Source organism: Paraburkholderia denitrificans (assembly GCF_042655705.1).
Lineage (GTDB): Bacteria > Pseudomonadota > Gammaproteobacteria > Burkholderiales > Burkholderiaceae > Paraburkholderia > Paraburkholderia denitrificans.
Window position 1 is genome coordinate 101,772 of the sequence record NZ_JBHSMP010000011.1, and the last position, 23,810, is coordinate 125,581.

Here is a 23,810-nt window from a genome sequence, read left to right on the forward strand (position 1 = left end):
CTTGCCACGCGCGCGGTTGCGCCGCAAAATCGACGCTTCCTCCTCTCACGCGCGGTACGCCCCATGGGCTATGCATCGCTTGCCACCGGCGTGCTGCTCGCCGCCGGCACCGGATCGCGCTTCGATCCCGAAGGTCTGCGCAACAAACTCCTCGCCCCGCTTCCCGAGGGCCAGTGCGTCGCACACGTTGCCGCGCACCGGCTGCTCCGCGTCGTCCCGAAGGTGATCGCCGTCGTGCGCCCGGGCTCGGAAGCGCTCGCGCACGTGCTCAACGATGCGGGCTGCGATGTGGTGTTTGCCGCGAATGCGGCTAGCGGGATGGGCGCGAGCCTGGCGGCGGGCATTGGTGCCGCGCAAGAGGCCGAAAGCTGGATCGTCGCGCTGGCCGACATGCCGCGCATCGCCATAGCGAGCATCGCAGCCGTCGCGCGCGCCATCGACGAAGGCGCGTCGCTCGCCGCGCCGTTCTACAAGGGGCAGCGTGGGCACCCCGTGGGTTTCGGCTTCGAGCATCGCGACGCGCTACTCGCGCTCGACGGCGATACCGGCGCACGCGCGCTGCTGGCTGCGCACGCGCTCACGCGCATCGACGTCGACGACCCCGGCATCCTGCGCGATATCGACACGCCGGCCGACCTGAGCGGCATGTAATCACGGCCGCCGCGCCGCTTACGGCCGGTCGCCCGCCGCGCTATCGGCGGGTACGCCATCTGTCCGTGCGGGGATCTGCACCGCTGCGGCATCCCCATTCCGGGAAAGGCTGAAGTGTACGGTCGAGCCCGGCATTCTGAAACGCCAGTGACACACAAACAGCTTTGCCGCGACTGCAACAATCGCCGCCATGCGCACCTGGGAACACAGGAATTGCGCTCGAACAGCAGATAATCGACGCGCAATCAACATACCATCGGCGCACAGTCTGCAGTGCTCCCAAAGCGCCATCGAAACTCCGCACGGCGTGCGGCTTTCGCCTACGCTATAGATTGAACATCCGCTCCGCCGCCCCGTGCGGACAATGCCACAGCGCAAAAGGTACCCGCGATGATCTGCTCGCATACGAATCCGCTGCCCGAACCGATCGCCGATCCAACGCGCGATCCCGAGCGCGACCCGCTCACGCCGCCGCCTCCGGGTCATCACGGCGAGGAGCCGCAGCGCCCCGATGGTCCGCCGAGCAAGGATCCGGTTTAAGCCACGCCGCCCGCCACGCGCAATCAGCCGACGCGTGACGCACGATTGCGTCGAAAGTCGCCCGGAAACGCCCGTTGTCGGGCGCGCGAATGTCACCCTTTGTCGAACTGCGGAATCGTTCCGCTTAACGCGCGCGTGACAGCAGCAGGAACACCCGTAGCACGACCGCAAATTCGACCTTACCCGGCACACTCGCCATACCGCGCAATGACTCCGTTCAAGTGAAATGAGCTGAGTCATTTGTCGATTGAACAGGATTGCAGATTTAATTCAGCATCGGAACGAAGCGGCAAGATGAAGCCGCAAATCATGGCGGAAGCGATGCCCATCCGCAGTGGCGCGAGTGAATCGGGGCGCGACACGGCGCCGCAGTTTAACCCGGCGCTGTCAAGGGGGGAGCATCAGTTATTTATGCGTTTTAACGTTTGACTAAGGGTTTGTACCAGGTTAAAAGCGCCCCCTCACGCGCCGTTAATCCGAACAGCCGTATGGCAATACCGGCTGCGCAGCCACGCAGCCGCAAGCGCACCTGGAACGACCACGCAAACGATGACCCTCAACCGAAAACTTCGCTCGATGATCGCGATCCTCTGGATCGGGCTGCTCCTGATCGTCGCATTTGGAACATGGCAATCCCGCGACTCGATGATCCGCGAGCGTAAAGCGCAGTTACAAACGCTCGTCGACGAAGCCATGAGCGTCGCCAACTATTACTACGGGCTCTCGCAACAAAACCAGATGCCTGAAGCCGATGCGCAAAAACAGGCGCTCAAGGTGATCGGCTCGATCCGCTATGGCGCGGACGGCTATCTGAGCATCAACAATTCGCAGTCCGTGATGCTGATGCATCCGATCAAGCCCGAACTGGACGGCAAGAATCTCACCGACCTCGCGGACCCGTCCGGCAAACACCTGTTCGTCGCGCTATCGACGGCAGCCAATCAGTCCGGCGGCGGATTCGTCGATTATCTGTGGGCGAAGCCCGGCCATTCGGAACCCGTGCCGAAGACGAGCTACAGCAACCGCTTTGCGCCGTGGGACTGGTGCATCGTCACGGGCATGTACATGGATGATGTGCACGCCGCATTCCTCGCGAGCCTCGGCATCTGGCTCGCGGTCACGTTCGTGCTGGGCGGGATATCGACCGCGGTGATGGTGCTCGTCGTGCGCAGCGTGCGTTCGAGCATTGGCGGCGAACTCGAGGTGGCCGTCGATGCGGCGAACCGCATCGCCCACAGTGATCTCACAGCCCGCCTGGAACCTCAGGGCCACAACTCGAACAGCCTGATGAACGCGCTCGCGAAGATGCAGACGGAACTCGTGCAGACCGTCTCGCGCGTACACGGCGGCGCGGAGAACATCAACGTCGGCGCGAACGAGATCGCAGCGGGCAACACCGATCTCTCGCAGCGCACCGAGCAACAGGCTGCGGCACTCGTTGAGACCGCATCGAGCATGGACCAGATGACGAGCAACGTGCGGCAGAACGCGGATAGCGCGGAGCATGCGGCGCAACTCGCCAGCCAGGCCGCGAGCGTTGCGACGCGCGGCAGCGAAGTGGTCGAGAACGTGGTTCGCACGATGGGCGAAATCACGACCAGCTCGCGCCAGATCGGCGACATCATCGGCGTGATCGACGGCATCGCGTTCCAGACCAACATCCTCGCGCTCAACGCCGCTGTCGAGGCCGCGCGCGCTGGCGAACAGGGCCGCGGCTTCGCAGTCGTGGCCGCGGAAGTGCGCAGTCTCGCGCAGCGCTCGGCGACGGCGGCCAAGGAGATCAAGCTCCTGATCGAGAAGTCGACCGGCACTGTCGCGGAAGGCGCGCAGTTCGTCACGGATGCGGGCACAACGATGGCCGAGATCGTGCAATCGGTACGGCGCGTCCACGATATCCTCTCGGAAATCAGCCACGCCTCGCGCGAGCAGAGCGCGGGCATCGAGCAGGTGAACCGTGCCGTGGGCGAGATGGATCAGGTCACGCAGCAGAACGCCGCGCTCGTCGAAGAGGCCGCTGCGGCTGCGCACTCGCTCAAGGACCAGGTCACGATGCTGCGTGAAGCGATTTCGAGCTTCCGGTTGCCTGTAGTTGCGTAACAGCTTCATAACAGTTACGCAACAGTCGCGTAACGTGCGCGAGCGGGAGATGACGCTCTAACGGCTCGCGGCTCGCCCTCGATCATTGAGTGCACGCGGCTCATCGTTCAGGTGAGCCGTCCGCTTCGAATCGCGGCGCACGCTCGGTGCGCCAGCGACGCGCTACGCTATGGCAACCCCGCAATGGGCGTATCCTCGCTCTTGTCTCTGCCGGATCTGCGACGGGCGCCTTGAGACAACTCCGGCCATTCCACGGCAAGTAGCGCCTAATCTTTTGTGGCGGTGATCGACATGATAAGGAACGCGTCTGTCGTGCTCTACAGTCTGGTGCTGATCGCCGTTATCGTCAGCGTGGATTTTCTGTTCCTCAGACATCTGTTCTGGCTTCGGCTGATCGTGAACATCGGCATCGTTGTGGCGTTTGCCGTCTTCTATATTCTGGTCGTCAAGCGCATTTAATGCTGAAACTCCGATTACTCGCGTTGGCCGCAGCGATGGCGTCCGCAAGCGCATCGGTTCATGCACGCACGATATGCACGGTCGTCGCCGATTTTCCCGGCTCGATCGCTACGCTCGCGCGAAGTGCCGATTAACGCCGTTCATTTCCCGTCGCGCATTGCGATCACGCGACGCAATCTCCGCGAATGAATCAACGCAAACGCGGCATCAAATCTGATCGCGTCCGAAGGCTCGCAGGCCCGCGAGATTGCGCACATCGATGCGGTTATACGAAAGCGTGACAAGCCCTAAGCGCTCAAGTGTCTGCAACGCCTGATTGATCCGCTGCCTGGAAGCCCCCGCCAGCATGCCGATTTCTTCCTGCGAGATTTCGAGCGCGAGCCCGGTCTCCGGATAAAGATCGGGATTGAACAGTTGCGCGAGCGACTGCGCAACGCGCGCGTCAATGTCCAGGAGGCGGCTGTTCTGGATCAGCGCAATGAACTCGCCCATGCGGTTATTGAGCTGATGGATCACGAAGCGGTTGAACGGCAGGCTGCTGTCCATGAGCCGGTGGAACGTATCGGCCGGCACGGCCATCACGAGCGAAGGCTGTAATGCGATCACGTCGTATTTACGCGGCTCGCGCTTGATCACACTGCCCTCGCCGAACCAGCCGCCATGCGGCACGCCGGAAAACGTGCAGCCGCGTCCGGACGCATTGACGATCGCAAGCTTGACCAGTCCCGAACTGACGCCGAGCCAGTAGGCCGACGGCGCCTCGCGCGCGGCGACGGTTGCCCCGGCGGGATAACGCTGCGCGTGAGAGTCGGCGAGCACCCAGGCGCGGTGCGCGGGTTCCAGCGTGCGAAACCACGAGCAGCGCTCGAACAGCGCGGCGAGCGTGGGCGCATCGACGCGTCCCCCGGCACGGCTGCTGGAATCCGGATCGGCGGCCTGCGCCGGACCATCGGGCGCATCGCCGCCCGCGGGCATATTGCACTGCATCATCGCGCTTGACTTGAGATGGGTCATTCGGTGGAACCGCGGGTGCGCGTCTGTCGCTCGCGTGACAGACATGCACCCGCGGCCCTGATACGGTAGCGAGAATCATACCGATAAAATCGCAATCGTCCCGGGCCCCGCGCCCGACAGGAGACACCGAATGTTGCATCCGTACGAAGAAGGGCTCGCGCAATGCGAGGCCAATTACGTGCCGCTCACCCCGATCGACTTCATTGCCCGCGCGGCGGAAGTCTACGGCGAGCGTCTCGCGATGGTCCACGGCGACGTGCGCCGCAACTGGCGCGAAACCTACGCCCGCACGCGCCGGCTCGCGAGCGCGCTGGCGCAGGCCGGCATCGGCCGCGGCGACACGGTGGCGGTGCTCCTGCCCAATATCCCCGCGATGGTCGAGGCGCACTTCGGCGTGCCGATGCTCGGTGCGGTGCTCAATACGCTGAACACACGGCTCGACGTCGCCACGATGCTGTTCATGCTGCGGCATGGCGAGGCAAAGGCGCTGATCGTCGATACGGAATACGCGGCACTCGCGCAACGCGCGGCCATTGCCTTTCCGGCGCTGAAGATCATTTCCGTGGCCGACGTCGTGCCCGCCGACCCCGAACATTTCCCGCGCGCCGTCGACTACGAGGCGTTCCTCGAACAAGGCGACCCCGAGTTCGCGTGGGCCAACCCGAACAACGAATGGGACGCCATCGCGCTCAACTACACGTCGGGCACGACGGGCGATCCGAAGGGCGTGGTGTATCACCATCGCGGCGCGTACATGAACGCGGTGAGCAACATTCTCGAATGGGATATCCCGAAGCATCCGGTGTATCTGTGGACGCTGCCGCTCTTTCACTGCAATGGCTGGTGTTTCGCATGGACGATCGCGGCGCGTGCGGGTGTGAACGTCTGCCTGCGCAAGTTCGACGCAAAACTCGTATTCGACCTGATCCGACGCGAGCATGTCACGCACTACTGCGGCGCGCCGATCGTGCAAGGCGCGCTCGCCGACGCGCCCGCCGAATATCGCGAAGGCATTACGCACACGGTCAACACGATGGTTGCGGGCGCAGCGCCCGCGCCCGCCGTGATCGCCAAGATGAAGGCAATCGGCATTCAACTGACGCACGTCTACGGACTGACCGAAGTTTATGGGCCCGCAGCGGTGTGCGCGGTGCAGGAAAGCTGGAAATCGCTCGACGACGCCGAACAGGCGCGGCTGGCCGCACGACAGGGCGTGCGCTATCACCTGCAAGCCGGCGTGACCGTGCTTAACCCGGCGACGATGGAGCCCGTGCCGAACGACGGCGAAACGCTCGGCGAGATCATGTTCCGCGGCAACATCTGCATGAAGGGTTATCTGAAGAACGAACGCGCAACCGAGGAGGCGTTCCGCGGCGGCTGGTTCCATACGGGCGATCTGGGCGTGATGACACCGGACGGCTACGTGCGCATCACGGACCGCAGCAAGGACATCATCATCTCGGGCGGCGAAAATATTTCGAGCATCGAAGTCGAGGACACGCTGTACCGGCACCCCGCTGTCTCGCTGGCGGCTGTCGTGGCGATGCCCGATCCGAAATGGGGTGAAGTTCCGTGCGCATTCATCGAACTGCGCCCGGGCACTACCGCCACGGCGGAAGAGATCATTGCGCATTGCAAGCTCTTTCTCGCGCACTTCAAGGTCCCGCGTGCCGTGAAGTTCGGCGAGTTGCCGCGCACGGCGACAGGCAAGATCCAGAAATACGAACTGCGCTCGCAGGTTGGCTCGCAAAGCGCCATCGATCTGAGCGGCGCACCCGCGGAGCAAAAGAAACCGTAAGTGCCTATTCACGCCTGCGGCCGCGGGGCATCTGCGCTTCACCTCCACGCCCGTCGCCGCTCCCGCCGTCGCTCTTATGTAACGTGAATTGACAACCCAGCCGCATCGTTTTCTCGCGTGGATTGCTTCATTCCCCCGTTTTGCCGTTCCGCACCAAGGGCCAACCCAAACGTTGGCCCTTTTTATTGGTGCGCCGGTTTGAAATGTGCGCTTACAAGTGCTCACGTATTCCCGGCGTTCCGGCCGATAAGCTGAATCATGTGCGTTACGGCATTGAACATTTTGAAGCCGCGCCGTAGCGACGCACTCGACGAGGAGGAACCACATGAGCATGAATTTCTGGAAGACCCCTGCACGTGCACTCGTGACGGCCATGATCGCCGGCGGTGCACTGGTAGGCGCCACGAGCGCCTTGGCCCAGTCCGGTCCATCTATCTCGCGCGCCGATTCGCAGCCGCAATACAGCGAAGCGCACATGATCCCGGTGGACGTACGGATGTCGATCGGCTGGCACGATAACCGCTATTGGGACGGACACCGCTATTGGGAACACGACGAATGGATGCACCATCATCCGCGCGACCCGGGTCCTCCGCATCGCCACGACGACCGCCGTATGCCGCCCCCGCCGCGTTACTGATCGGGTGAGCGCGCAACGGTCGCCGTACGGTGCGGCCGCATGCATCGAGGCCAGGCATTAAATAGAAAGCAATCTGAAAGTAATGGTATGTAATGTGCCCGCGTTGCTTCCCGGCGGGTGGGCAGGTACCGTATCGGTGCGTTTCGTTCCCCGGAACGCACGGTGTATTCTCATTGCCCCGGCCGGTAACGCCCGGGGCTTTTTTTGTCGTGCGTCGAGAATTTTTCTTTTCACGTTGCGCATTATTTATGGCGCGCGTAACGTGGCAACGCCTCTTGAGAACAGGCGAGCCTTATTAGTCCCCGGTCGATGCTTTACGCGCCGTCCGGGGTTTTTTTCGTCTGTTGTATGGGGCTCGCCACCGCGTCTCACCACCATCGAGCGCGGCAGCCGCAGGAATGAAGTTGACGGATCACCGGAGGAGGAGTCCGGCATCGCCCCAGCCGGGACTAGATCCGTCAAGGCCAGCATTATCGGTGCTCGTGCGCAATACATCATTAGCGCTTCCCGCAATGCTGAATAACAAAATCCGCAAAGATAGGGCCAGGGTATATAAAAGGGCCGCAGCCGTATCGGTTAACATGGCGTTTTCACCTGTAACGCCCGTTCTGTTTTGCCCACCTTTACGCTAGCCTCAACCGTCAGCGCGGAACTCGAGATCCGCAAAAGCCGCTTCATCGCCCACGCGATTCCCGTCGCCGACCGCGATGCGGCCATGGCCGAACTGAGCCGTCTGCGCAACGACCACCCGAGCGCCACGCACGTCTGCTGGGCGCTGCTCGCGGGCGGCCAGTCGGGCATGTCCGACGACGGCGAACCCTCCGGCACCGCCGGACGGCCGATCCTCGAAGTCCTGCGCCATCACGATCTGGACGGCGTGCTGGCCGCCGTGGTGCGTTACTACGGCGGCGTGAAGCTCGGCGCGGGCGGGCTCGTGCGCGCTTACACCGATGCGATTGCCAGCGCGCTGCAAGGCGCACCGCGCGTCGAACGCATTGCGCAGGCACAACTGACCATCGAGGTCGGCTATCCCGACGAGGCGCGCGTGCGGCACTGGATCGAACAAACTCAAACGACGCTTACCGATAGCCGCTACACCATGACCGTGCGGCTCACGATCCAGATGCCGGCCACCGCCATCGAAGGCGCGCGCGACGCCCTGCGCGATCTGACCCAGGGCCGCGCAGGTTTTCCCGAGTACGATTAAAAGAACCAGCGAGCCTCGCATCGCGTTGCTTCGCGCGCGACGGCGCAATACCACACAGCACACGGCAGCGCGCGCACATCGTCCGCATGTGCGCGCGCCGCACGATGAGCCCTGGTCGAACAGCTTCAGACAGCGGAAATAATGACCTTCAGCGCCTGCGTGCGCGCCGCTTCGCCGAACGTTGCGTAGGCATCCATGATCTGGTCGAGTGTGAAGCGGTGCGTGACGAGCTTGCCCGGTTCGAGCCGCTTCGAGACGACAGTCGAAAGCAGCATGGGTGTCGTGTAGGTATCGACGAGACCCGTGGTGAGCGTGATGTTATGCGCCCACAGTCTTTCCAGGTGCAGATCGACCTTCGTTCCATGCACGCCCACGTTCGCAATCGTGCCGCCCGCGCCGATGATCGATTCGCAGATGGTAAAGGTTGCCGGCACGCCGACTGCTTCGATCGCCACATCCACGCCGCGATTGCCCGTGAGCGCCATCACGCGCTCGACGGCGTCGCCGCCCTTGCTGTTGACCACGTCGGTCGCGCCGAACTTCTTCGCGACTTCGAGCCGGTTATCGTCGAGGTCGATCATGACGATGCGCCCCGGCGCGTAGAACTGCGCGGTCATCAACGCTGCAAGCCCGATCGGCCCTGCTCCGACGATCGCCACCGACTGCCCCGGCTTCACCTTGCCGTTGAGCACGCCGCATTCGAAACCGGTCGGCAGGATGTCGCTCAGCATGACGAGCGCTTCTTCATCGACGCCCTTGGGCAAGTGATAAAGGCTCGTATCCGCGTGCGGAATGCGGACCTTTTCGGCCTGCGTGCCGTCGATCAGATGGCCGAGAATCCAGCCGCCCGTCGTGCAGTGCGAGTACATCTGGCGCCGGCAATATTCGCACTTGCCGCACGAGCTGATGCACGAAATCAGCACGGGATCGCCGACCTTGAAGTTGGACACGCCGTCGCCCACGGCTTCGACAATGCCGACGCCCTCGTGGCCGAGCGTCGTGCCGGGCTTCACTTCGGGCACGTCGCCTTTGAGAATGTGCAGATCGGTGCCGCAGATCGTGGTTTTCGTGATGCGCACGATCGCATCGGATGGTTTATCGATCTTCGGCTCGGGTTTGTCTTCCAGTGACTTCTGCTGAGGCCCCTTGAACACCAATGCTTTCATGACGACTCTCCTGGTTGCGACATGACGGGATGCAGCCGCGTATGCGGCTAAACAGTGCGAGGCGCCGAGCGTGCAGGTAAAGAAGAGAAACGTGACGGAGATTCGAGCCGCCGAGGGCAGACATGCCGTATGGCGACTACACGACGCCTATGCAAGCTCGATCGAGAATAGCACGCTGATTCAGCACGACATTATCCGCGCGCAGATAACGTGCAATCACCGGCGTCGTCAAGATCATCGTATTGACGGCCGTCTACGTCACAATCGTTGCGCGCGCCCCTCGCTGCAAAGTGCGTTCGCACCGGCATCGGTGCACGCGCGCGGCGCCAGCGAGTGCCGGTAATGGTCGTAGACGCGTTCGCGTTCTTCGCGCGCAAGCGCGCGCTTTTCGACGAGCCGCAGCATGCGATGCCGATCAGCGCCGAGCGTTGCGTAATAGCGTTCGGTATGCAAACGCTTGAAACGCACGTAAAACTCCGGGCCTGGCAGACCCGAGTCGGTCGCGAGCAGCGACGCGTAATCGGCCACGCGCGGCTCGCACAGCGCCGTAGCGGCAGCTTCGAGCAACGCATAGCGTTCGCGAAGCGGCACGTCCTGCGCAAAGAGCGCATGAAAGGCGCCGTACGACACGACGCCGCGCCGGCTCGCCGCGCGCCGCAACAACCGTTCCACCTTCAAGTCGAGTTCCGTGTTCATTCCGTCGGCCAAAAAAACGGGGTGCACGCAAAGCGCACGGCCTGCATCGCCGTGCATTCATCGCGCGCACCCCGACAAGATCGAAGGAACCGGTCCGCTTCACGACAAGCGGTTTGCGAAACCGATATTCCGTTTCATTCCATTTGAATAAAAACTGCTCCGGAATCAGTATTCTGCCTGGAAATGCCGGATCATTCGCTGTAAGTGTTCATGTAAACAAGGCGCAATGATCTGTCACATATTTTCCGCATCATGCCCGACGTTGCTCAAACGCAAATGCGGCGCGCCATGCATCGTGACAGGCGGATTAATCAGACAAAAAGCGAGCGGTCATGCATGAACGACCGTGCGCGCCGCGCGGGCCCGGAAAATAAAAGAAAGCGAAACCTGTAGGGCCATTACTGATAATTCGTGCCGTTTCACTTTTTCCGGTAGTGCACGATAATCTATAAGTCAAGCAGACTATTTTTTCTCAAGCTATACACATTCTCTACAAAAACAATTATTAATATTCGCTGAAGCACGCAATCGCGTGCCACGAGCGCCCGCCAGGGGCGCGCACTTCGCCGTCCGCCATCGCTTGGCACCTTATGTCTCACGAATTGCCGGTGCAACGCCGTGGCAAGCAACAAGGCCCGCATGCAGGAACCCGGGTTTGAGGAGCGGCGTATCTGCACTGCCGCATGATCGAATCTTTCGTCGACGAGTGATCCCATGCTTACCCGAACCGAGGACTTGCCGAGCGTCACGAGAAGAATGGCTGCTGGCCAGATGCTGATCGATGGCGCGACGGTGAACGCTGTCGCAGATTCCCTGCATCTTTCGGCCCAGACCGTGCGCCGGTACAAGGTGATCGTCGAGGACGGCGGACTCGCCGCGCTCAAGCAGATGAGCGTGGGCGGGCGCCCCTCGGTGCTCGACCACGCCGCACTGTTCTGGATTGCGAGCGCACTGCACGGTTCCGCGCGCGAACACGGCTTTCCGAGCGACACGTGGACCAACAGCCGCGTGCGCGAGCTGATCAGCCGCCAGTTCGGCGTGCATTATTCGCGCGTCTATACGTGGCAGATCGTCTCGAACCTCGGCCTCGGCCATCGCCTGTCGAAATCGGCGCGCTGAATTTGGCGCGCTGAAGTTCGACTCCTGACGTTCGCGACACACCCGCCGCCGCGCTTCAGGTCGCGGCCCGCGGGTCCGTTTGCACCGGTTCGACGCCGCTGTTTTCGCACTACTGAGCGTCACGAATAACCGGTTTCTCGGCCAAAAACACAAACGCCGCGCCCAATACCGGGCGCGGCGCGCAGGTGCAACATTCAAGCGAGTGCAACTTCAGTTCAATAGACTTCCGGCACGATCATGGTCTGCTCGACAGGCTGCCGGATGTAGTCGGGATGGTGGACGCGCGCGGGCAGCGTCACTTGCGGATGCTCGATCTCCCGATACGGCACCTGGCTCAGCAAATGGCTGATGCAGTTCAGGCGCGCGCGCTTCTTGTCGACGCCCTGCACGACCCACCATGGCGCTTCGGGAATGTGGGAGCGCTGAAGCATCACTTCCTTCACGTGCGTGTACTGCTCCCAGTGGCTGCGGCTTTCGAGATCCATGGGGCTCAGCTTCCACTGCTTGAGCGGATCTTCGATGCGGCTCTGGAAGCGGATTTCCTGCTCTTCGTCGGTAATGGAGAACCAGTACTTGATGATCTGGATACCGCTTCGCACGAGCATCTTTTCGAACTCGGGCACCGAGCGGAAGAACTCCTCGTACTCTTCGTCGGTGCAGAAGTTCATCACGCGCTCCACGCCCGCGCGGTTGTACCAGCTACGGTCGAACAGCACCATCTCGCCGCCTGCGGGCAGATGCTGGACGTAGCGCTGGAAATACCATTGCGTGCGCTCGCGGTTGTTCGGCGCGGGCAGCGCGGCGACGCGGCACATGCGCGGATTCAGACGCTGCGTGATGCGCTTGATGACGCCGCCCTTGCCCGCCGCATCGCGGCCTTCGAAGATCACGACGAGCCGGTAGCCCGTATTGACGATCCAGTCCTGCAGCTTCACGAGCTCGCCCTGCAGGCGGATCAGCTCGTGGAAATAGACGCGGCGCAGTTCGCGCGCGGCGTCGGTGATATGCAAACCCCGCTCCTGGAGACGGTCGTCGACTTCCATTTCGAGTTCTTCGTCGAAGGCGTCGATCAGTTCCTCGTCGAGGCGGCGGCGGCGATGCAGCGCGGCGGCCTCCAGTTCACGATCGTTTTCTTTCATGGCGATTCTCCTGTTGCGATCGAATGGCAATCCAATTCTTTACGTCACTGCGGTCGCGGCGGTCGCGGCGGTCGCGGCCGCGACGGCGTCGCGCCACTATCCGCGTAATGGGTGTCATTCGTATGTATTACAGACAGGCGCGGCAGGCGCATGGAAGCGGCGCGCACATGTGCGTTGTGCAGCGTCATCCCAGCGGTCTGGCGAAGCTCAGTTCGTGCCCGTCCGGGTCGCGCAGATGGAAGTAGCGTTCGCCCCACGGCGCATCCTGCGGCTCGAATTCGGGCATAGCGCCCGCGGCCAGCGCCTGGCGGTAGAACGCATCCACATCGGAGACGTAGACGATCACGCGTCCCCAGCCTTGTACGGCGCCGGGCTGGCCTTCCAGCAGGTTCAGGTAGCTCGTCGCGCCGCCACCCAGCACGAACGACGCGAAACCCGCCACGGTGTGTCCAGGCCGCTGCCGGAATCCGAGCGATTCGTAAAAGCGCACCGAGCGCCCGATTTCGCTGACGGTCAGCGTCACGGCGCTCAACGTTTCGATTCGCGCGGCCACCTCGTCCATTCCGGGTTCTCCCTGATCGCTCCGCCCCGAGGGGCGTTCGTGGTTCATTGCGCCGACTTTAGCAGCCTTTGACGGCTCGCCGCCCTGGCGCCGCCTTTGCCACTGCAGCCTTCTCCCCGGCAGCGTTCGCCCCGGCAGTATTCTCCCCGACCGCCTTCTCCCCGGCCGTCTTCGCCCCTTCAACCTTCGCCCCGGCCGCCGGCACCGACGGGCTCCAGGGCACCGTGGTCCAACCACCTCCGGGTGCATCGGGGTCCTCTCCAACGCGTGCGCGCACGAAGTCGATATGCGTCTGCATCGCCGTGCGCGCCTCCTCGGGACGCCGCGAGAGAATCGCGTCGCACACCGTACGGTGCTGCTCCAGCAGCAGGACGGCAGCGCCCTCGGCCAGCTCGCGCAACCCTGTCCCGTTCATCGTGATGTGCTCGCGCAGCATGCCCAGCACGCTCGTGTGCAGATGCAGGAACATCGCATTGTGCGAGGCCTGCGCGATCACCTCGTGCAGTTTCGCGTCCGCGTCGGCTTCTCCGATCTTGTCGCCCACCAGGTGCGCGTGCTCAAGGGCGTCCATCAGCGAGCGGATCCGCGCGAGATCTTCGTCGCTCGCGCGCTGCGCCGCGAAATAGGCCGTCGCGCCTTCCAGCACGCGGCGAAATTCGAGGATGTCGTCGCGCAGCGCCGGATGGTCGGCCACCAGTTGCCCCCACGGCGACGCAAAGCCCGTGCGCAACTGGTCGGTCACGAACACACCCGCGCCGGGCCGGCTCTGCACGAGGCCGCGCGCCGCGAGCCGCTGGATCGCCTCGCGCACCGTGTTGCGCGCGACGTCGTAGCGCTCGGCCAGCACCCGCTCGGCAGGCAGCTTCGTGCCCGCGCGCCAGCTACCGTCGAGCAGCGCCGTCTCCATCTGCCGCATCACGGCCTCGACGCGCCCGCGCGCCATACCTCTGTCCCCCATTGCCTCGTCCCCGGTCTCGTCGTGCCTTCGCCATCCGCCTTCGCCAACATCGTGCATCAGCTGGTCCAACCAATTTGTGCCAAACGCTCAAATCGGGAATTATGCGCCCAAAGACGGCTTCGCCCTCGCTCGCGACGCCAATAACGGATGGAATCGGAGACATGAAGCCTCGGCATTACCCCACGGGCAAGCGCCCCACCGACGTATATCTGTTCGCAACCTGCCTCGTTGATCTGTTCGTTCCGCAGGCGGGCCTCGACGCAGTCAAGCTGCTCGAACGCGAAGGCATTACTGTCCACTTCCCGCGCAGCCAGAGTTGCTGCGGCCAGCCCGCCTGGTCGAGCGGCAACCCGCGCCAGGCGCAAGAGGTGGCACGCGCGCAGTTCGGCCTGTTCGACCAGCCCTGGCCCGTCATCGTGCCTTCCGGTTCGTGCGCGGGCATGATGCGCCACCACTGGCCGGCGCTGTTCGAAGAAGACCCCGAAGCCGCCGCGAAGGCCACCGAACTGTCCGAACGCATCTACGAACTCACCGAGTTTCTCGTGCGCGTGCTGAAGATCGATCTCGGCGCACTGGGCGCCGCCACGGCAAGCACCGGGGAGAGCATCGTCCTGCACACCTCGTGCGGCGCGCGGCGCGAGATGGGCACGCGCGAACACGGCGTCGAAGCCGTCGACGCATTGCCCGGCGTCACGCGCGTCGAGCACGAACGCGAGTCCGAATGCTGCGGCTTCGGCGGCACTTTCTCGCTCAAGCACCCCGATATTTCCGGCGCGATGGTCGCCGACAAGCTCGCCTCCGCGGTCGCGACCGGCTGCGACCGGCTCGTGACCGCCGACTGCGGCTGCATGCTGAACATCGGCCACGCCGCCGAGCACCAGGGCGCGCAGCTCGCCGTCGAGCATATGGCGTCGTTCCTGTGGCGCCGCACGGGTGGAGACAAGGCATGAGCGAGCATTCCCAGGGCGCCCGCGCGCGCATCCTCGAGCGGCTGCGCACCTGCGCGCCCGCCGCTGCGAACGTCGGCGCGACCGATGCGGCCAATGCGCTCGACGAACACATCGACGCACATTTCACGCAGCGCCGCGCGCACGCGTCGCTCGCGCAAAACGTGCAGCAATTCAAGAGCATGCTCGAAGCGGTGCACACCGACGTGTTCTGCCTCAGCGCCGACGCCTGGCCCGCTGAAATGGCGCGCCGTCTCGCCGAAGCGGGCGTGCGCCGCATCGTGCTCGACACGTCCTGCGCCGAAGGCGCCGCGCTCGCCGGCGCGCTGCCCGAGGCGGTCGAAGCGCTGACGTACGCGCAGCCCATCGAAGCGTGGAAAACCGAACTCTTCGAGACGATCGACGCGGGCTTCACCGTCGCGCGCTCCGGGCTCGCGGCGACCGGCACGCTGATCGTCGTCCCCGACGCGAATGCGCCGCGCACCGTCTCGCTCGTGCCGCCGCTGCACATCGCGCTGATCCACGCGAATACGCTGCACGCGGACCTGCACTCGGCGGTGGCCGCCGAGCGCTGGCGCGACGGCATGCCGACCAACCTCGTGATGATCTCGGGGCCGTCGAAGACTTCCGATATTCAGCAGACCACCGCTTACGGCGCCCACGGGCCGCGCGCGCTGTGGGTCGTCGTCGTGACCGACGACGACGCTGTCAAGCCGCAAGACAAGCCGCAAAACAAGCACGATAACGGAGCCGCCCGGTGAGCACGCAAACGCACGCACAAGGCGGCACGGACGAGCAGAAGACGCTGCATTTCGTCCCCACGGCTGAATTTCGCGAGCGCGCCCGCGCGGCGCTCGACGATCCGCAGCTGCGCAAGAGCTTTCGCGGCGCGATGGACTTCCTGCAGGGCAAGCGCGCCGCGCAGTTCCCCGACTCCAACGAACTCGAAGCGCTGCGCGACATCGGCGAAGCGGTGCGCCAGCACGCGCTCAAGCGCCTGCCCGAGCTGCTCGAACAACTCGAAACGAACCTGCGCAAGAACGGCATCCAGGTGCATTGGGCCGAGACCGCCGACGAAGCGAACAGCATCGTCCACAGCATTGCGCAAAAGCACGCTGCCACGCGCGTCATCAAGGGCAAGTCGATGGCGAGCGAAGAGATCGAGCTCAATCACTACCTCGGCGAACGCGGCATCACGTGCATCGAGTCGGACATGGGCGAGTACATCGTCCAGCTCGCGGGCGAGAAGCCGTCGCATATCGTCATGCCCGCGATCCACAAGACGAAGGGCGACATCGGGCATCTGTTCGAGGAGCACATCCCCAACACGGCCTACACCGAGGACGTGGACGAACTGATCCAGACGGGTCGCCGCGCGCTGCGCCGCGCCTTCGCCTATGCGGACATCGGCATGTCCGGCGTGAACTTCGCCGCCGCCGATACGGGCACGCTCTGGCTCGTCGAGAACGAGGGCAATGGCCGTCTCTCGACCACGGTGCCCGACGTGCACATCGCGATCATGGGCATGGAGAAGGTCGTCGCGAAGCTGGAGCACATCGTGCCGCTGTCGAGCCTGCTCACGCGCTCGGCAACGGGCCAGCCGATCACGACGTACTTCAACCTGATCAGCAGCCCGCGCCGCGAAGGCGAGAAAGACGGTCCGCGCGAAGTGCACCTGGTGCTGCTCGACAACGGCCGCAGCCAGGCCTACGCCGACGAGCAACTGCGCGCGACGCTGCAGTGCATTCGCTGCGGCGCCTGCATGAATCACTGCCCGGTCTACACGCGCATCGGCGGGCACGCGTACGGCACCACCTATCCGGGGCCGATCGGCAAGATCATCTCGCCGCACCTGCTCGGCCTCGAGGCCACCGCCGATCTGCCGAGCGCGTCGAGCCTGTGCGGCGCGTGCGGCGAAGTCTGCCCGGTGCGCATTCCGATTCCCGACTTGCTCGTGCGCCTGCGCACCGAAGCGAATCGCGCGCCCGACGAAGTCGTCGCGCATCCGCTGCGCGGCCAGGGCGCGAAACACAACAAGCGCGAGCAGTTCGTCTGGCGCTTCTGGAGCGGCGCGTTCGCGCATCCGCGCGCCTACCGCGCGCTGCGCTGGGCCGCGACGCGACTGCGCGCATTCACCCCGACGCAGCAAATGGGCTGGACGCAGCACCGCACACCGCTCACCCCCGCACCGCGCAGCCTGCACGACATGCTGCACGATCGAAAACAGCCGGAATAACGGCAAAAAAGAGACCACGTGGCGCGCGGGCGATCCGGCTCGCGCGGCCAACGTGTCGGCAGAGAAGGCAGAGAATTTCGACCCGCATCCTCGGAGGAGACCGAAGTGCAACCCTGGTACCAGACCTACATCCCGCTCGGCAGTCTGTGGCTGTCCACGCTCGTGGCCGCCATCCCGATCCTGTTCTTCTTCCTCGCGCTTGCAGTACTGCGCCTGAAGGGCCACGTCGCCGCCGCGATCACGCTCGTGCTCGCACTGTGCGTCGCCATCTTCGCGTACGGCATGCCCGTGCGACAGGCGCTCGCCGCGGCGGGCTTCGGCTTCGCGTACGGCCTGTGGCCGATCGCGTGGATCATCATCACCGCGGTGTTCCTCTACAAGATCGTCGTGAAGACCGGGCAGTTCGAGATCATCCGTGCATCGGTGCTCTCGATCACCGACGACCAGCGTCTGCAGATGCTGCTGATCGGCTTCTCGTTCGGCGCGTTCCTCGAAGGCGCAGCGGGCTTCGGCGCGCCGGTCGCGATCACCTCGGCGCTGCTCGTCGGCCTCGGCTTCGAGCCGCTCTACGCAGCCGGCCTGTGCCTCATCGCGAACACCGCTCCGGTGGCGTTCGGCGCGATGGGCATTCCCATCATCGTCGCGGGCCAGGTGACGGGCATCGACCCGTTCCTCATCGGCGCGATGGCGGGCCGCCAGCTGCCGCTGCTCTCGATGTTCGTGCCGTTCTGGCTCGTGTTCATCATGGACGGCAAGCGCGGCCTCAAGGAAACGTGGCCCGCGGCACTCGTCGCAGGCGGCAGCTTCGCCGTGACGCAGTACTTCACGTCGAATCACATCGGACCCGAGCTGCCGGACATCACCTCGGCACTCGTGAGCCTCGTTGCGCTCGCATCGTTCCTCAAGGTGTGGCAGCCGAAGCGCGCGGCGCAGGCTTCGGGCGTGAACGTCAGCGGCGGCGCAGCTGCGCTCGGCGGCTTCGGCGGCGGCAATGGCGCTGCAAATGCGTCGAGCCGCAAGGCTTCGCCGTACAGCGGCGCGCAGACCCTGCGCGCATGGTCGCCGTTCCTGCTGCTGACGGCCGTCGTCACCGTCTGGAGCCTGAAGCCGTTCAAGGCGCTGTTCGCCGCGAAGGGCGCACTCGCCGGCACCGTGCTGAGCATCCACGTCCCCGGCCTCGACAAGCTCGTCATGCGCACCGCGCCGATCGTTGCAAAGCCAACGGCCTATGCTGCCGTGTTCAACTTCGACTGGCTCTCCGCCGTGGGCACCGCGATCCTGCTGACCGCGATCATCTCCACGATCGTGCTGCGCATGAAGCCGGGCGCCGCCATCGCCGCGTTCGTCGAAACGCTCGGCGAACTGCGCCGCCCCGTGCTCTCGATCGGTCTCGTGCTGTCGTTCGCGTTCATCGCGAACTACTCGGGCATGTCGTCGACGCTCGCCCTCGCACTCGCCGGCACCGGCGCTGCGTTCCCGTTCTTCTCGCCGTTCCTCGGCTGGATGGGCGTGTTCCTCACCGGTTCGGACACGTCGTCGAACGCGCTGTTCTGCTCGCTGCAGAACACCACCGCGCACCAGATCGGCGTGTCGAACACGCTGCTCGTCGCGGCGAACACCTCGGGCGGCGTGAGCGGCAAGATGATCTCGCCGCAGTCGATCGCCGTCGCCTGCGCGGCAACCGGCCTCGTCGGCAAGGAATCGTCGCTGTTCCGCTTCACCCTGCGCCATAGCCTGTTCTTCGCCACGATCGTCGGCATCGTCACGACGCTTCAGGCGTATGTGCTGACCGGCATGATTCCGCAGTAATACTGCGTAACAGAAAAAGCGGCGGGGGCGCAGTCGCGCTTTCGGCCCATCCGGTCTGTCATGCATAAGGCCGCCGCCCGCTCACTGCGGGCGGCGGCCTTTTTCAGGTTGCGTGCTATTCCTCGCGTGTAATGAGTTCCGAAAATGCCAGGTGAGGAATCTTCAACTGAGCGTGGATATCCGCACCCAGGCCGTGAAGACCAATTGCGCCTCCATATGACGCCTGGGTGCTCATGAACAGAACGACGATGTTCACGATGCGATTACCCGTTCCCGGTGCCGGAAATGGATTGCGCATGCGTGCCACGTATCGTGCGTGCCCCTTCTCATCTGTGACAAAACAATTGGGTATCCCCAGTGGACCGGGGCGCGTCGGAGCGGATTTACGTAGATCAAATTCTCGCAACGACATGACGGTATATAAGCTCAGCGGAACAAGACCGTCCATCTCGATACAGAACGTTGCATGAATACCGTCGGTATCTACGTCGACTGTAACCTGTCCGCCAGCTTTGACCCACTGACCCGGCGTGATGGGATGCGGATTCTGTCTCCCATCTTCAACGCGAAAGTCCGGCACCGCATCGTGCAATGGTCTGCTCGGCGCGACAAAGTTGTGAGCATCGGGGCATTGCTCCGGTGCGAAGATCATCTGGTAGTTAGTGCATGGCAAAGGTAACGGCAACGTGTGAAGAATGCAGCCCGCGTCAGCACCGAGACTATCGAGCGACAGCATGCGAAGGATCGTGTATGGAGCGATTTCACCAAATGGCGGAACGGGTGACTCGGAGCTTACAATTGCTGCCCCCCATTCAGTGGTCACTTTGCCGTCCGATTTCTTGCGAGGGATGGCCCCCACGACGACGAAATTCCCCTCCGCATCGCAGATTTCACTGGGCGGATAGAGAGGTCCCTGGGTAGTGACAGCAAGCGGTTCAGTTACGCTTGTCACAACACCTGCACTGGCCTGATCAAAGTGTGCGCGCTGGTTCACGATTCCTCCCGCACGAATACTCGCGTGTACAGGCCATTTTCACCGCCGGCAATAAAACGACTGCCAGCCTGCTTGACGATTTCCTGATATCGTTCGGTCTCGAAGATGTCCTTCGAATAACTCACGGTGTCCCCTTCGAATGCGGACAGAAACATGACCCCGGGCTGCATGCTGAGCAGTGTGTGGTAGGCAGCAAATGAGGACACCCGAGTCGCATTTCGCACTACGTCGAAAATTGTCGACTTGCGCCAGGCAAGGTATTCGTCCTGCACACTCAGCGGCACTTCGATATAACGCAGCTGCAGCTTTTCCGCCTGCGGCAGCGGCGCCTCGCCTGGTTTTACTTCATTAACGAGGGCAAGCACCTGCTGATGCCAGTCCGACGCCATGTTATTTCGCATGTTGCGGGCAAAGTCCTGCCGCCCCTCGAGCACGAAAAAAACAGCCTCAACGGCGGGCAAGGCTATCAGTTCGAGAAAACGCTGCGGGTCAGATTCGCCGCGATATACCTCTCGATGAAAACCACCGATTCCACAGTTTTTCCAGAGATCCCACGCGTCACTGGCTGCCTCTTTGTGAACGATAATTTCGCTGCTTAATATCAGACTTGCCGACATTTATTTTCCTCTAAGGTTGTGACGTTAAATGGTGTTGATGGTCCAATTACGTTGCCTGGCCAATTCGACAAGCTCCGCGCACCTGCTTCCGACAACGACGGCTGATCCCACTGCCTCAAGCATTTGGAGATCGCTTATATGGTCGCCAAATGCTATGCATTGGCTGCGGTTGCTCCCGAGCATGGCCATCAGCCTTTCCACTACTTTGGCTTTACCGTCGCCAATGGTTTGCTCCAGGAGCCGTCCAGTTATGCGCCCACGAACCACTTCTAGCTCGGTACACAGAACGTAATCCGCACCCACACGCTCAGCGAGCGGTGTGAGGCAAGGATGGAAAGAGCCGGAAACAAGTACGATCTGATAGCCACGTTTCTTGAGTGCCGCCAATTCCGATCTTGTCGACTGGATATAAAAGCCCGGCAGCGCCTCCTGTGCCGCGAACCATCTTCTGCCCGCCGCTGCGAGAGCATCCCATCGGACACCCTCGTACATGCCGTAGTAGCGACGATTGACTACTTCTCGGCTCCAGCCGCACATGGACATCCGCCGAATGAACCTCATACGCCAGGCGAACATAAGCCCACCCACCGCCCCATAACGCTCGCGGAGAAAGAAGCGCATGAATGTAAACATGCTCTTCTGGTCGATAAGCGTCTCGTCGACATCGAAGAACGCGAGCACTGGCGGGCTCAAGGATGCGGTCATGCCGCTTCCGCGGCGCTGCGCTCCGCCACCTGCATGTTGCGGTAGCGAGCCAACGCAGCCGTCGCCAGTTCGTGCTCTTTGTGCAAAAGCTGGGACTTCGGATATGCGGCAAAGTCAATTTCGACGCGAGCAACGACCTGCCCCGCTTGCGAAAACTCGCTCACACAAGATGCTTTGATCGGACCATTTGTTTTACGCTTGTAATCGGTCAGCGTGAAGATACACCCCGTTTCGATCGGAAACGCGAATGCGAGAAAGGTAGTACGCATCTCATTGAGCACGAAATACGAGGACAATCGAGCAGGTTCGTCGAGAACGTACTTTTCGGTTACGCAAAGCATCAACTGCCGAGCGGCTTCAACAAATACCATCCCCTGGATATGCTGCCCTGTGACATGATCAGCGAGTTCAGCGCAATCGTCATGGATCTGAAGCTTTGCACCAAACGAGATCTCGTCGATTCTCTCTGGAGATGTAACCAGTACATTATGTCCGTACTGCTTATGAGCCAATTGGCGATGGGCTTCGTCGTGGTGGCAATCCGCAACACCTTCTGGTTCAACTCGAAACCCTTCCCGGCCCGACAGTCTAATGGTTTCTCTGAGACGTTGCAGGTCAACCCCTTGCCCAACCACGATGCCGTGTTCGGGGATTTGGTCCGACTGAACCACTAGCTGAAGCATGGAATACGTCTTGACACCTTGTTGTAACGTAGCAAAATTTTCAAACTTGTCGCCAACAAGGACAATCACCTCATTATTCATTACCACCTCTCAGGTTCTGCTCGAGCCAATACTTCAAGGCGAGTCCTCGCCTTGCCGGCCGCGGGCAATGATTCTTGATTTTGGTTAGCTCTTCGAACAATCCCGTACGGCATGAATGGGACAGGTCCGCATCATACAGAAAGGCCATGAGGTGTAAAGGACGCTCCGCAAACCGGCTTAACTAACGAATAAATGCGGACGTGCCCTTACATTCAGTCATCCAGCCGTCATCTTGTCGACTTTTTAGTATGCAGAGCGGCGCAGCCAGCCGAAGCAGCGCCTGGGTCAATGCCCAGTTCCATTGTAGGAAACGACTCCCCTCAGAATCGACCAAGGGAGTTGTTTGTCCGGCACGATCAGTTGTACGAATTCTATAATTTAATGGCTGCATGTTTGCGATTTCGCTTTTTTAATTTAACTGATAATCATGTTAAATAATTCCAATCTCGATGCAAAAAATACACCCATAAATTCTCGAAAATATTATTCTTATTGACTTTTCCTTCACATTAATCAGATATGGTATCCCGCCAAATCGTCATGCTCTGGGGCGGCGTAACGCTTTATGCCGTCGCAAGTAATCGGGCTAGTGCCCACAGAAATTCTGGTTCGCAGTCGGGAAGCTTTTAAATTCCAGGTATTAATACCGTTAGCGTATTTATGCCGGAATCCACCGTGCAGCGATTGAAAAATTCGGCATAACTTTCACTGATCTCTTATCTATCGCAACTGCGTTGCCCGACGTAATACGAGATCGCCTAGAAAGTCGGCCACGATGCGCACACGTCGAGAATGCGCCAGGTCGGCGTGGACAGCGAGCCAAATAGGTTGATCGCAACCGATGTCATCACGTATGCGCGCCAGTCCGTGAATTCGCGCGAGGAAATGTGGCAGTACCGCCATGCCCAGTCCGGCACGCGCAGCGGCGAGTTGCGCGGAGAGTGTGGTGGCAATCAGGCGGCATGGCCTCCCGCGCAAAGTGCGTTCCAGCCATTGCGCGGCGGGTAGATGCTGTTGTCCCTCCGACCAGCCAATGAAGTCGTCGGCTTCCAGCGAGGTCGTCCGCTCTGACGCCGGGTGTCGACTTAAGTAGCCAAGCGACGCGTATAAGCCAAATCCAAGCACGCCGAGACGGCGGATGCTCACGTTTCCCCGTTCTGGCCTGACCATGCGGATCGCAAGATCCGCGTCTCTTCGATGCAAGTTGACCGTGGTTACTCCCGTGACGACTTCTACGGTCAGAGCGGGATTGGACCCCAGAAGCTCAGGTAACGCCGGGATGATGAGATGATCGGCCAGTCCCTGCGCAGTGGCCAGCCTGACATGGCCTGCCACCTGTTCCGTACGGCCCTGCCCGGCCGCTCCAAAGGCGTGTCCCGCCAGTTCAAGAGCCTCGGCCCGCGAAACGAGAGCCGCACCGTCGTCAGTCAGGCTGTGGCCGCCCTGATTGCGCGTAAACAGTGCAACACCTAGCGCCGCTTCAAGCCGCTCCAGACGGCGAGATGCGGTCGCGAGGCCCAGTCCCAGCATTTTCGCTGCCCCACTGAGCGTGCCGACGCGAGCGATGGCCAGGAACACTCTGGTGTCATCCCAAAGCAACTCATTTCCAGACTGCTTTCCAGATTCGGAAAGCAGTCCTGCATTCTTGTGCATATCGCCCTCCATTCTTGAGCAGCATACTGGCGCCCATCT

Annotated in this window: 23 protein-coding genes and 1 pseudogene; 13 read left to right on the plus strand and 11 right to left on the minus strand. The window is 62.2% G+C overall.

The window, feature by feature from the left end:
• Positions 1–63 precede the first annotated feature (63 nt).
• The 5 genes from ACFPTO_RS08635 to ACFPTO_RS08655 all read left to right on the plus strand — a co-directional run bounded on the left by ACFPTO_RS08635 (position 64) and on the right by ACFPTO_RS08655 (position 3,747).
• On the plus strand, positions 64–651 hold the full coding sequence (locus ACFPTO_RS08635; RefSeq protein ID WP_377710841.1) for a nucleotidyltransferase family protein: 588 nt from the start codon (positions 64–66) through the stop codon (positions 649–651).
• 390 nt (positions 652–1,041) lie between these two features.
• Positions 1,042–1,191 (plus strand): hypothetical protein, encoded by a 150-nt coding sequence (locus ACFPTO_RS08640; RefSeq protein ID WP_377710843.1) that lies wholly within the window; start codon positions 1,042–1,044, stop codon positions 1,189–1,191.
• 294 nt (positions 1,192–1,485) lie between these two features.
• Positions 1,486–1,620, plus strand: a complete 135-nt coding sequence (locus tag ACFPTO_RS08645; protein ID WP_377710844.1) for a hypothetical protein — start codon at positions 1,486–1,488, stop codon at positions 1,618–1,620.
• Positions 1,621–1,740: 120 nt separating this feature from the next.
• Positions 1,741–3,288, plus strand: a complete 1,548-nt coding sequence (locus tag ACFPTO_RS08650) for a methyl-accepting chemotaxis protein (RefSeq protein ID WP_377710846.1) — start codon at positions 1,741–1,743, stop codon at positions 3,286–3,288.
• Positions 3,289–3,600: 312 nt separating this feature from the next.
• Positions 3,601–3,747 (plus strand): hypothetical protein, encoded by a 147-nt coding sequence (locus tag ACFPTO_RS08655; protein ID WP_296650712.1) that lies wholly within the window; start codon positions 3,601–3,603, stop codon positions 3,745–3,747.
• Positions 3,748–3,954: 207 nt separating this feature from the next.
• Here ACFPTO_RS08655 and ACFPTO_RS08660 read toward each other — a convergent pair whose 3' ends face one another.
• Positions 3,955–4,761, minus strand: a complete 807-nt coding sequence (locus ACFPTO_RS08660; RefSeq protein ID WP_417629190.1) for a Crp/Fnr family transcriptional regulator — start codon at positions 4,759–4,761, stop codon at positions 3,955–3,957.
• 130 nt (positions 4,762–4,891) lie between these two features.
• On the opposite strand from ACFPTO_RS08660, the gene ACFPTO_RS08665 reads away from it, so the two are divergent.
• The 3 genes from ACFPTO_RS08665 to ACFPTO_RS08675 all read left to right on the plus strand — a co-directional run bounded on the left by ACFPTO_RS08665 (position 4,892) and on the right by ACFPTO_RS08675 (position 8,406).
• Positions 4,892–6,559 (plus strand): acyl-CoA synthetase, encoded by a 1,668-nt coding sequence (locus ACFPTO_RS08665; RefSeq protein WP_377710848.1) that lies wholly within the window; start codon positions 4,892–4,894, stop codon positions 6,557–6,559.
• Between the two features lie 325 nt (positions 6,560–6,884).
• Complete coding sequence (locus tag ACFPTO_RS08670; RefSeq protein WP_377710850.1) at positions 6,885–7,199, plus strand: hypothetical protein; 315 nt, start codon at positions 6,885–6,887, stop codon at positions 7,197–7,199.
• Positions 7,200–7,812: 613 nt separating this feature from the next.
• On the plus strand, positions 7,813–8,406 hold the full coding sequence (locus ACFPTO_RS08675; protein WP_377710851.1) for an IMPACT family protein: 594 nt from the start codon (positions 7,813–7,815) through the stop codon (positions 8,404–8,406).
• 125 nt (positions 8,407–8,531) lie between these two features.
• Here the strand turns inward: ACFPTO_RS08675 and ACFPTO_RS08680 are convergent, their stop codons facing one another.
• Both ACFPTO_RS08680 and ACFPTO_RS08685 read right to left on the minus strand, forming a co-directional pair.
• Positions 8,532–9,572: a zinc-dependent alcohol dehydrogenase family protein gene (locus ACFPTO_RS08680; protein WP_377710853.1), complete on the minus strand. Its 1,041-nt coding sequence runs from the start codon at positions 9,570–9,572 to the stop codon at positions 8,532–8,534.
• A gap of 258 nt (positions 9,573–9,830) precedes the next feature.
• Complete coding sequence (locus ACFPTO_RS08685; RefSeq protein ID WP_377710854.1) at positions 9,831–10,268, minus strand: hypothetical protein; 438 nt, start codon at positions 10,266–10,268, stop codon at positions 9,831–9,833.
• Positions 10,269–10,982: 714 nt separating this feature from the next.
• On the opposite strand from ACFPTO_RS08685, the gene ACFPTO_RS08690 reads away from it, so the two are divergent.
• Entirely contained in the window at positions 10,983–11,387 is a 405-nt protein-coding gene (locus tag ACFPTO_RS08690; RefSeq protein ID WP_293033871.1) for a helix-turn-helix domain-containing protein, read from the plus strand.
• A gap of 215 nt (positions 11,388–11,602) precedes the next feature.
• Here ACFPTO_RS08690 and ppk2 read toward each other — a convergent pair whose 3' ends face one another.
• From ppk2 to ACFPTO_RS08705, 3 genes and pseudogenes are all read right to left on the minus strand, one after another.
• Entirely contained in the window at positions 11,603–12,526 is a 924-nt protein-coding gene (gene ppk2, locus ACFPTO_RS08695; RefSeq protein ID WP_377710855.1) for a polyphosphate kinase 2, read from the minus strand.
• A 184-nt stretch (positions 12,527–12,710) separates the two neighbouring features.
• Positions 12,711–13,088 (minus strand): VOC family protein, encoded by a 378-nt coding sequence (locus ACFPTO_RS08700; protein ID WP_377710856.1) that lies wholly within the window; start codon positions 13,086–13,088, stop codon positions 12,711–12,713.
• A gap of 253 nt (positions 13,089–13,341) precedes the next feature.
• Positions 13,342–14,004, minus strand: a pseudogene (locus tag ACFPTO_RS08705) (FadR/GntR family transcriptional regulator); the annotation flags it as partial.
• A gap of 203 nt (positions 14,005–14,207) precedes the next feature.
• Here ACFPTO_RS08705 and ACFPTO_RS08710 point away from each other — a divergent pair.
• From ACFPTO_RS08710 to ACFPTO_RS08725, 4 genes are all read left to right on the plus strand, one after another.
• On the plus strand, positions 14,208–14,996 hold the full coding sequence (locus ACFPTO_RS08710; protein ID WP_377710858.1) for a (Fe-S)-binding protein: 789 nt from the start codon (positions 14,208–14,210) through the stop codon (positions 14,994–14,996).
• Positions 14,993–15,754: a LutC/YkgG family protein gene (locus ACFPTO_RS08715; protein WP_377710859.1), complete on the plus strand. Its 762-nt coding sequence runs from the start codon at positions 14,993–14,995 to the stop codon at positions 15,752–15,754. The genes ACFPTO_RS08710 and ACFPTO_RS08715 overlap by 4 nt, the downstream gene beginning before the upstream one ends.
• Before the next feature lie 44 nt (positions 15,755–15,798).
• Positions 15,799–17,229: a LutB/LldF family L-lactate oxidation iron-sulfur protein gene (locus ACFPTO_RS08720; protein ID WP_377711018.1), complete on the plus strand. Its 1,431-nt coding sequence runs from the start codon at positions 15,799–15,801 to the stop codon at positions 17,227–17,229.
• Positions 17,230–17,334: 105 nt separating this feature from the next.
• A complete protein-coding gene (locus tag ACFPTO_RS08725; RefSeq protein WP_377710861.1) occupies positions 17,335–19,038 on the plus strand; it encodes a lactate permease LctP family transporter in 1,704 nt (567 codons plus the stop codon).
• Positions 19,039–19,153: 115 nt separating this feature from the next.
• Here ACFPTO_RS08725 and ACFPTO_RS08730 read toward each other — a convergent pair whose 3' ends face one another.
• The 5 genes from ACFPTO_RS08730 to ACFPTO_RS08750 all read right to left on the minus strand — a co-directional run bounded on the left by ACFPTO_RS08730 (position 19,154) and on the right by ACFPTO_RS08750 (position 23,771).
• On the minus strand, positions 19,154–20,032 hold the full coding sequence (locus ACFPTO_RS08730) for a hypothetical protein (protein ID WP_377710862.1): 879 nt from the start codon (positions 20,030–20,032) through the stop codon (positions 19,154–19,156).
• Positions 20,029–20,649 (minus strand): hypothetical protein, encoded by a 621-nt coding sequence (locus ACFPTO_RS08735; protein WP_377710863.1) that lies wholly within the window; start codon positions 20,647–20,649, stop codon positions 20,029–20,031. The genes ACFPTO_RS08730 and ACFPTO_RS08735 overlap by 4 nt, the downstream gene beginning before the upstream one ends.
• 24 nt (positions 20,650–20,673) lie before the next feature.
• Positions 20,674–21,354, minus strand: a complete 681-nt coding sequence (locus tag ACFPTO_RS08740) for an HAD family hydrolase (protein WP_377710865.1) — start codon at positions 21,352–21,354, stop codon at positions 20,674–20,676.
• The gene (locus ACFPTO_RS08745; RefSeq protein ID WP_377710867.1) at positions 21,351–22,118 is read right to left on the minus strand and encodes an AfsA-related hotdog domain-containing protein; all 768 of its coding nucleotides are present in this window, start codon (positions 22,116–22,118) and stop codon (positions 21,351–21,353) included. Before ACFPTO_RS08745 ends, ACFPTO_RS08740 begins: the two co-directional genes overlap by 4 nt.
• A gap of 720 nt (positions 22,119–22,838) precedes the next feature.
• Entirely contained in the window at positions 22,839–23,771 is a 933-nt protein-coding gene (locus ACFPTO_RS08750; RefSeq protein ID WP_377710869.1) for a LysR family transcriptional regulator, read from the minus strand.
• Positions 23,772–23,810: the final 39 nt, after the last annotated feature.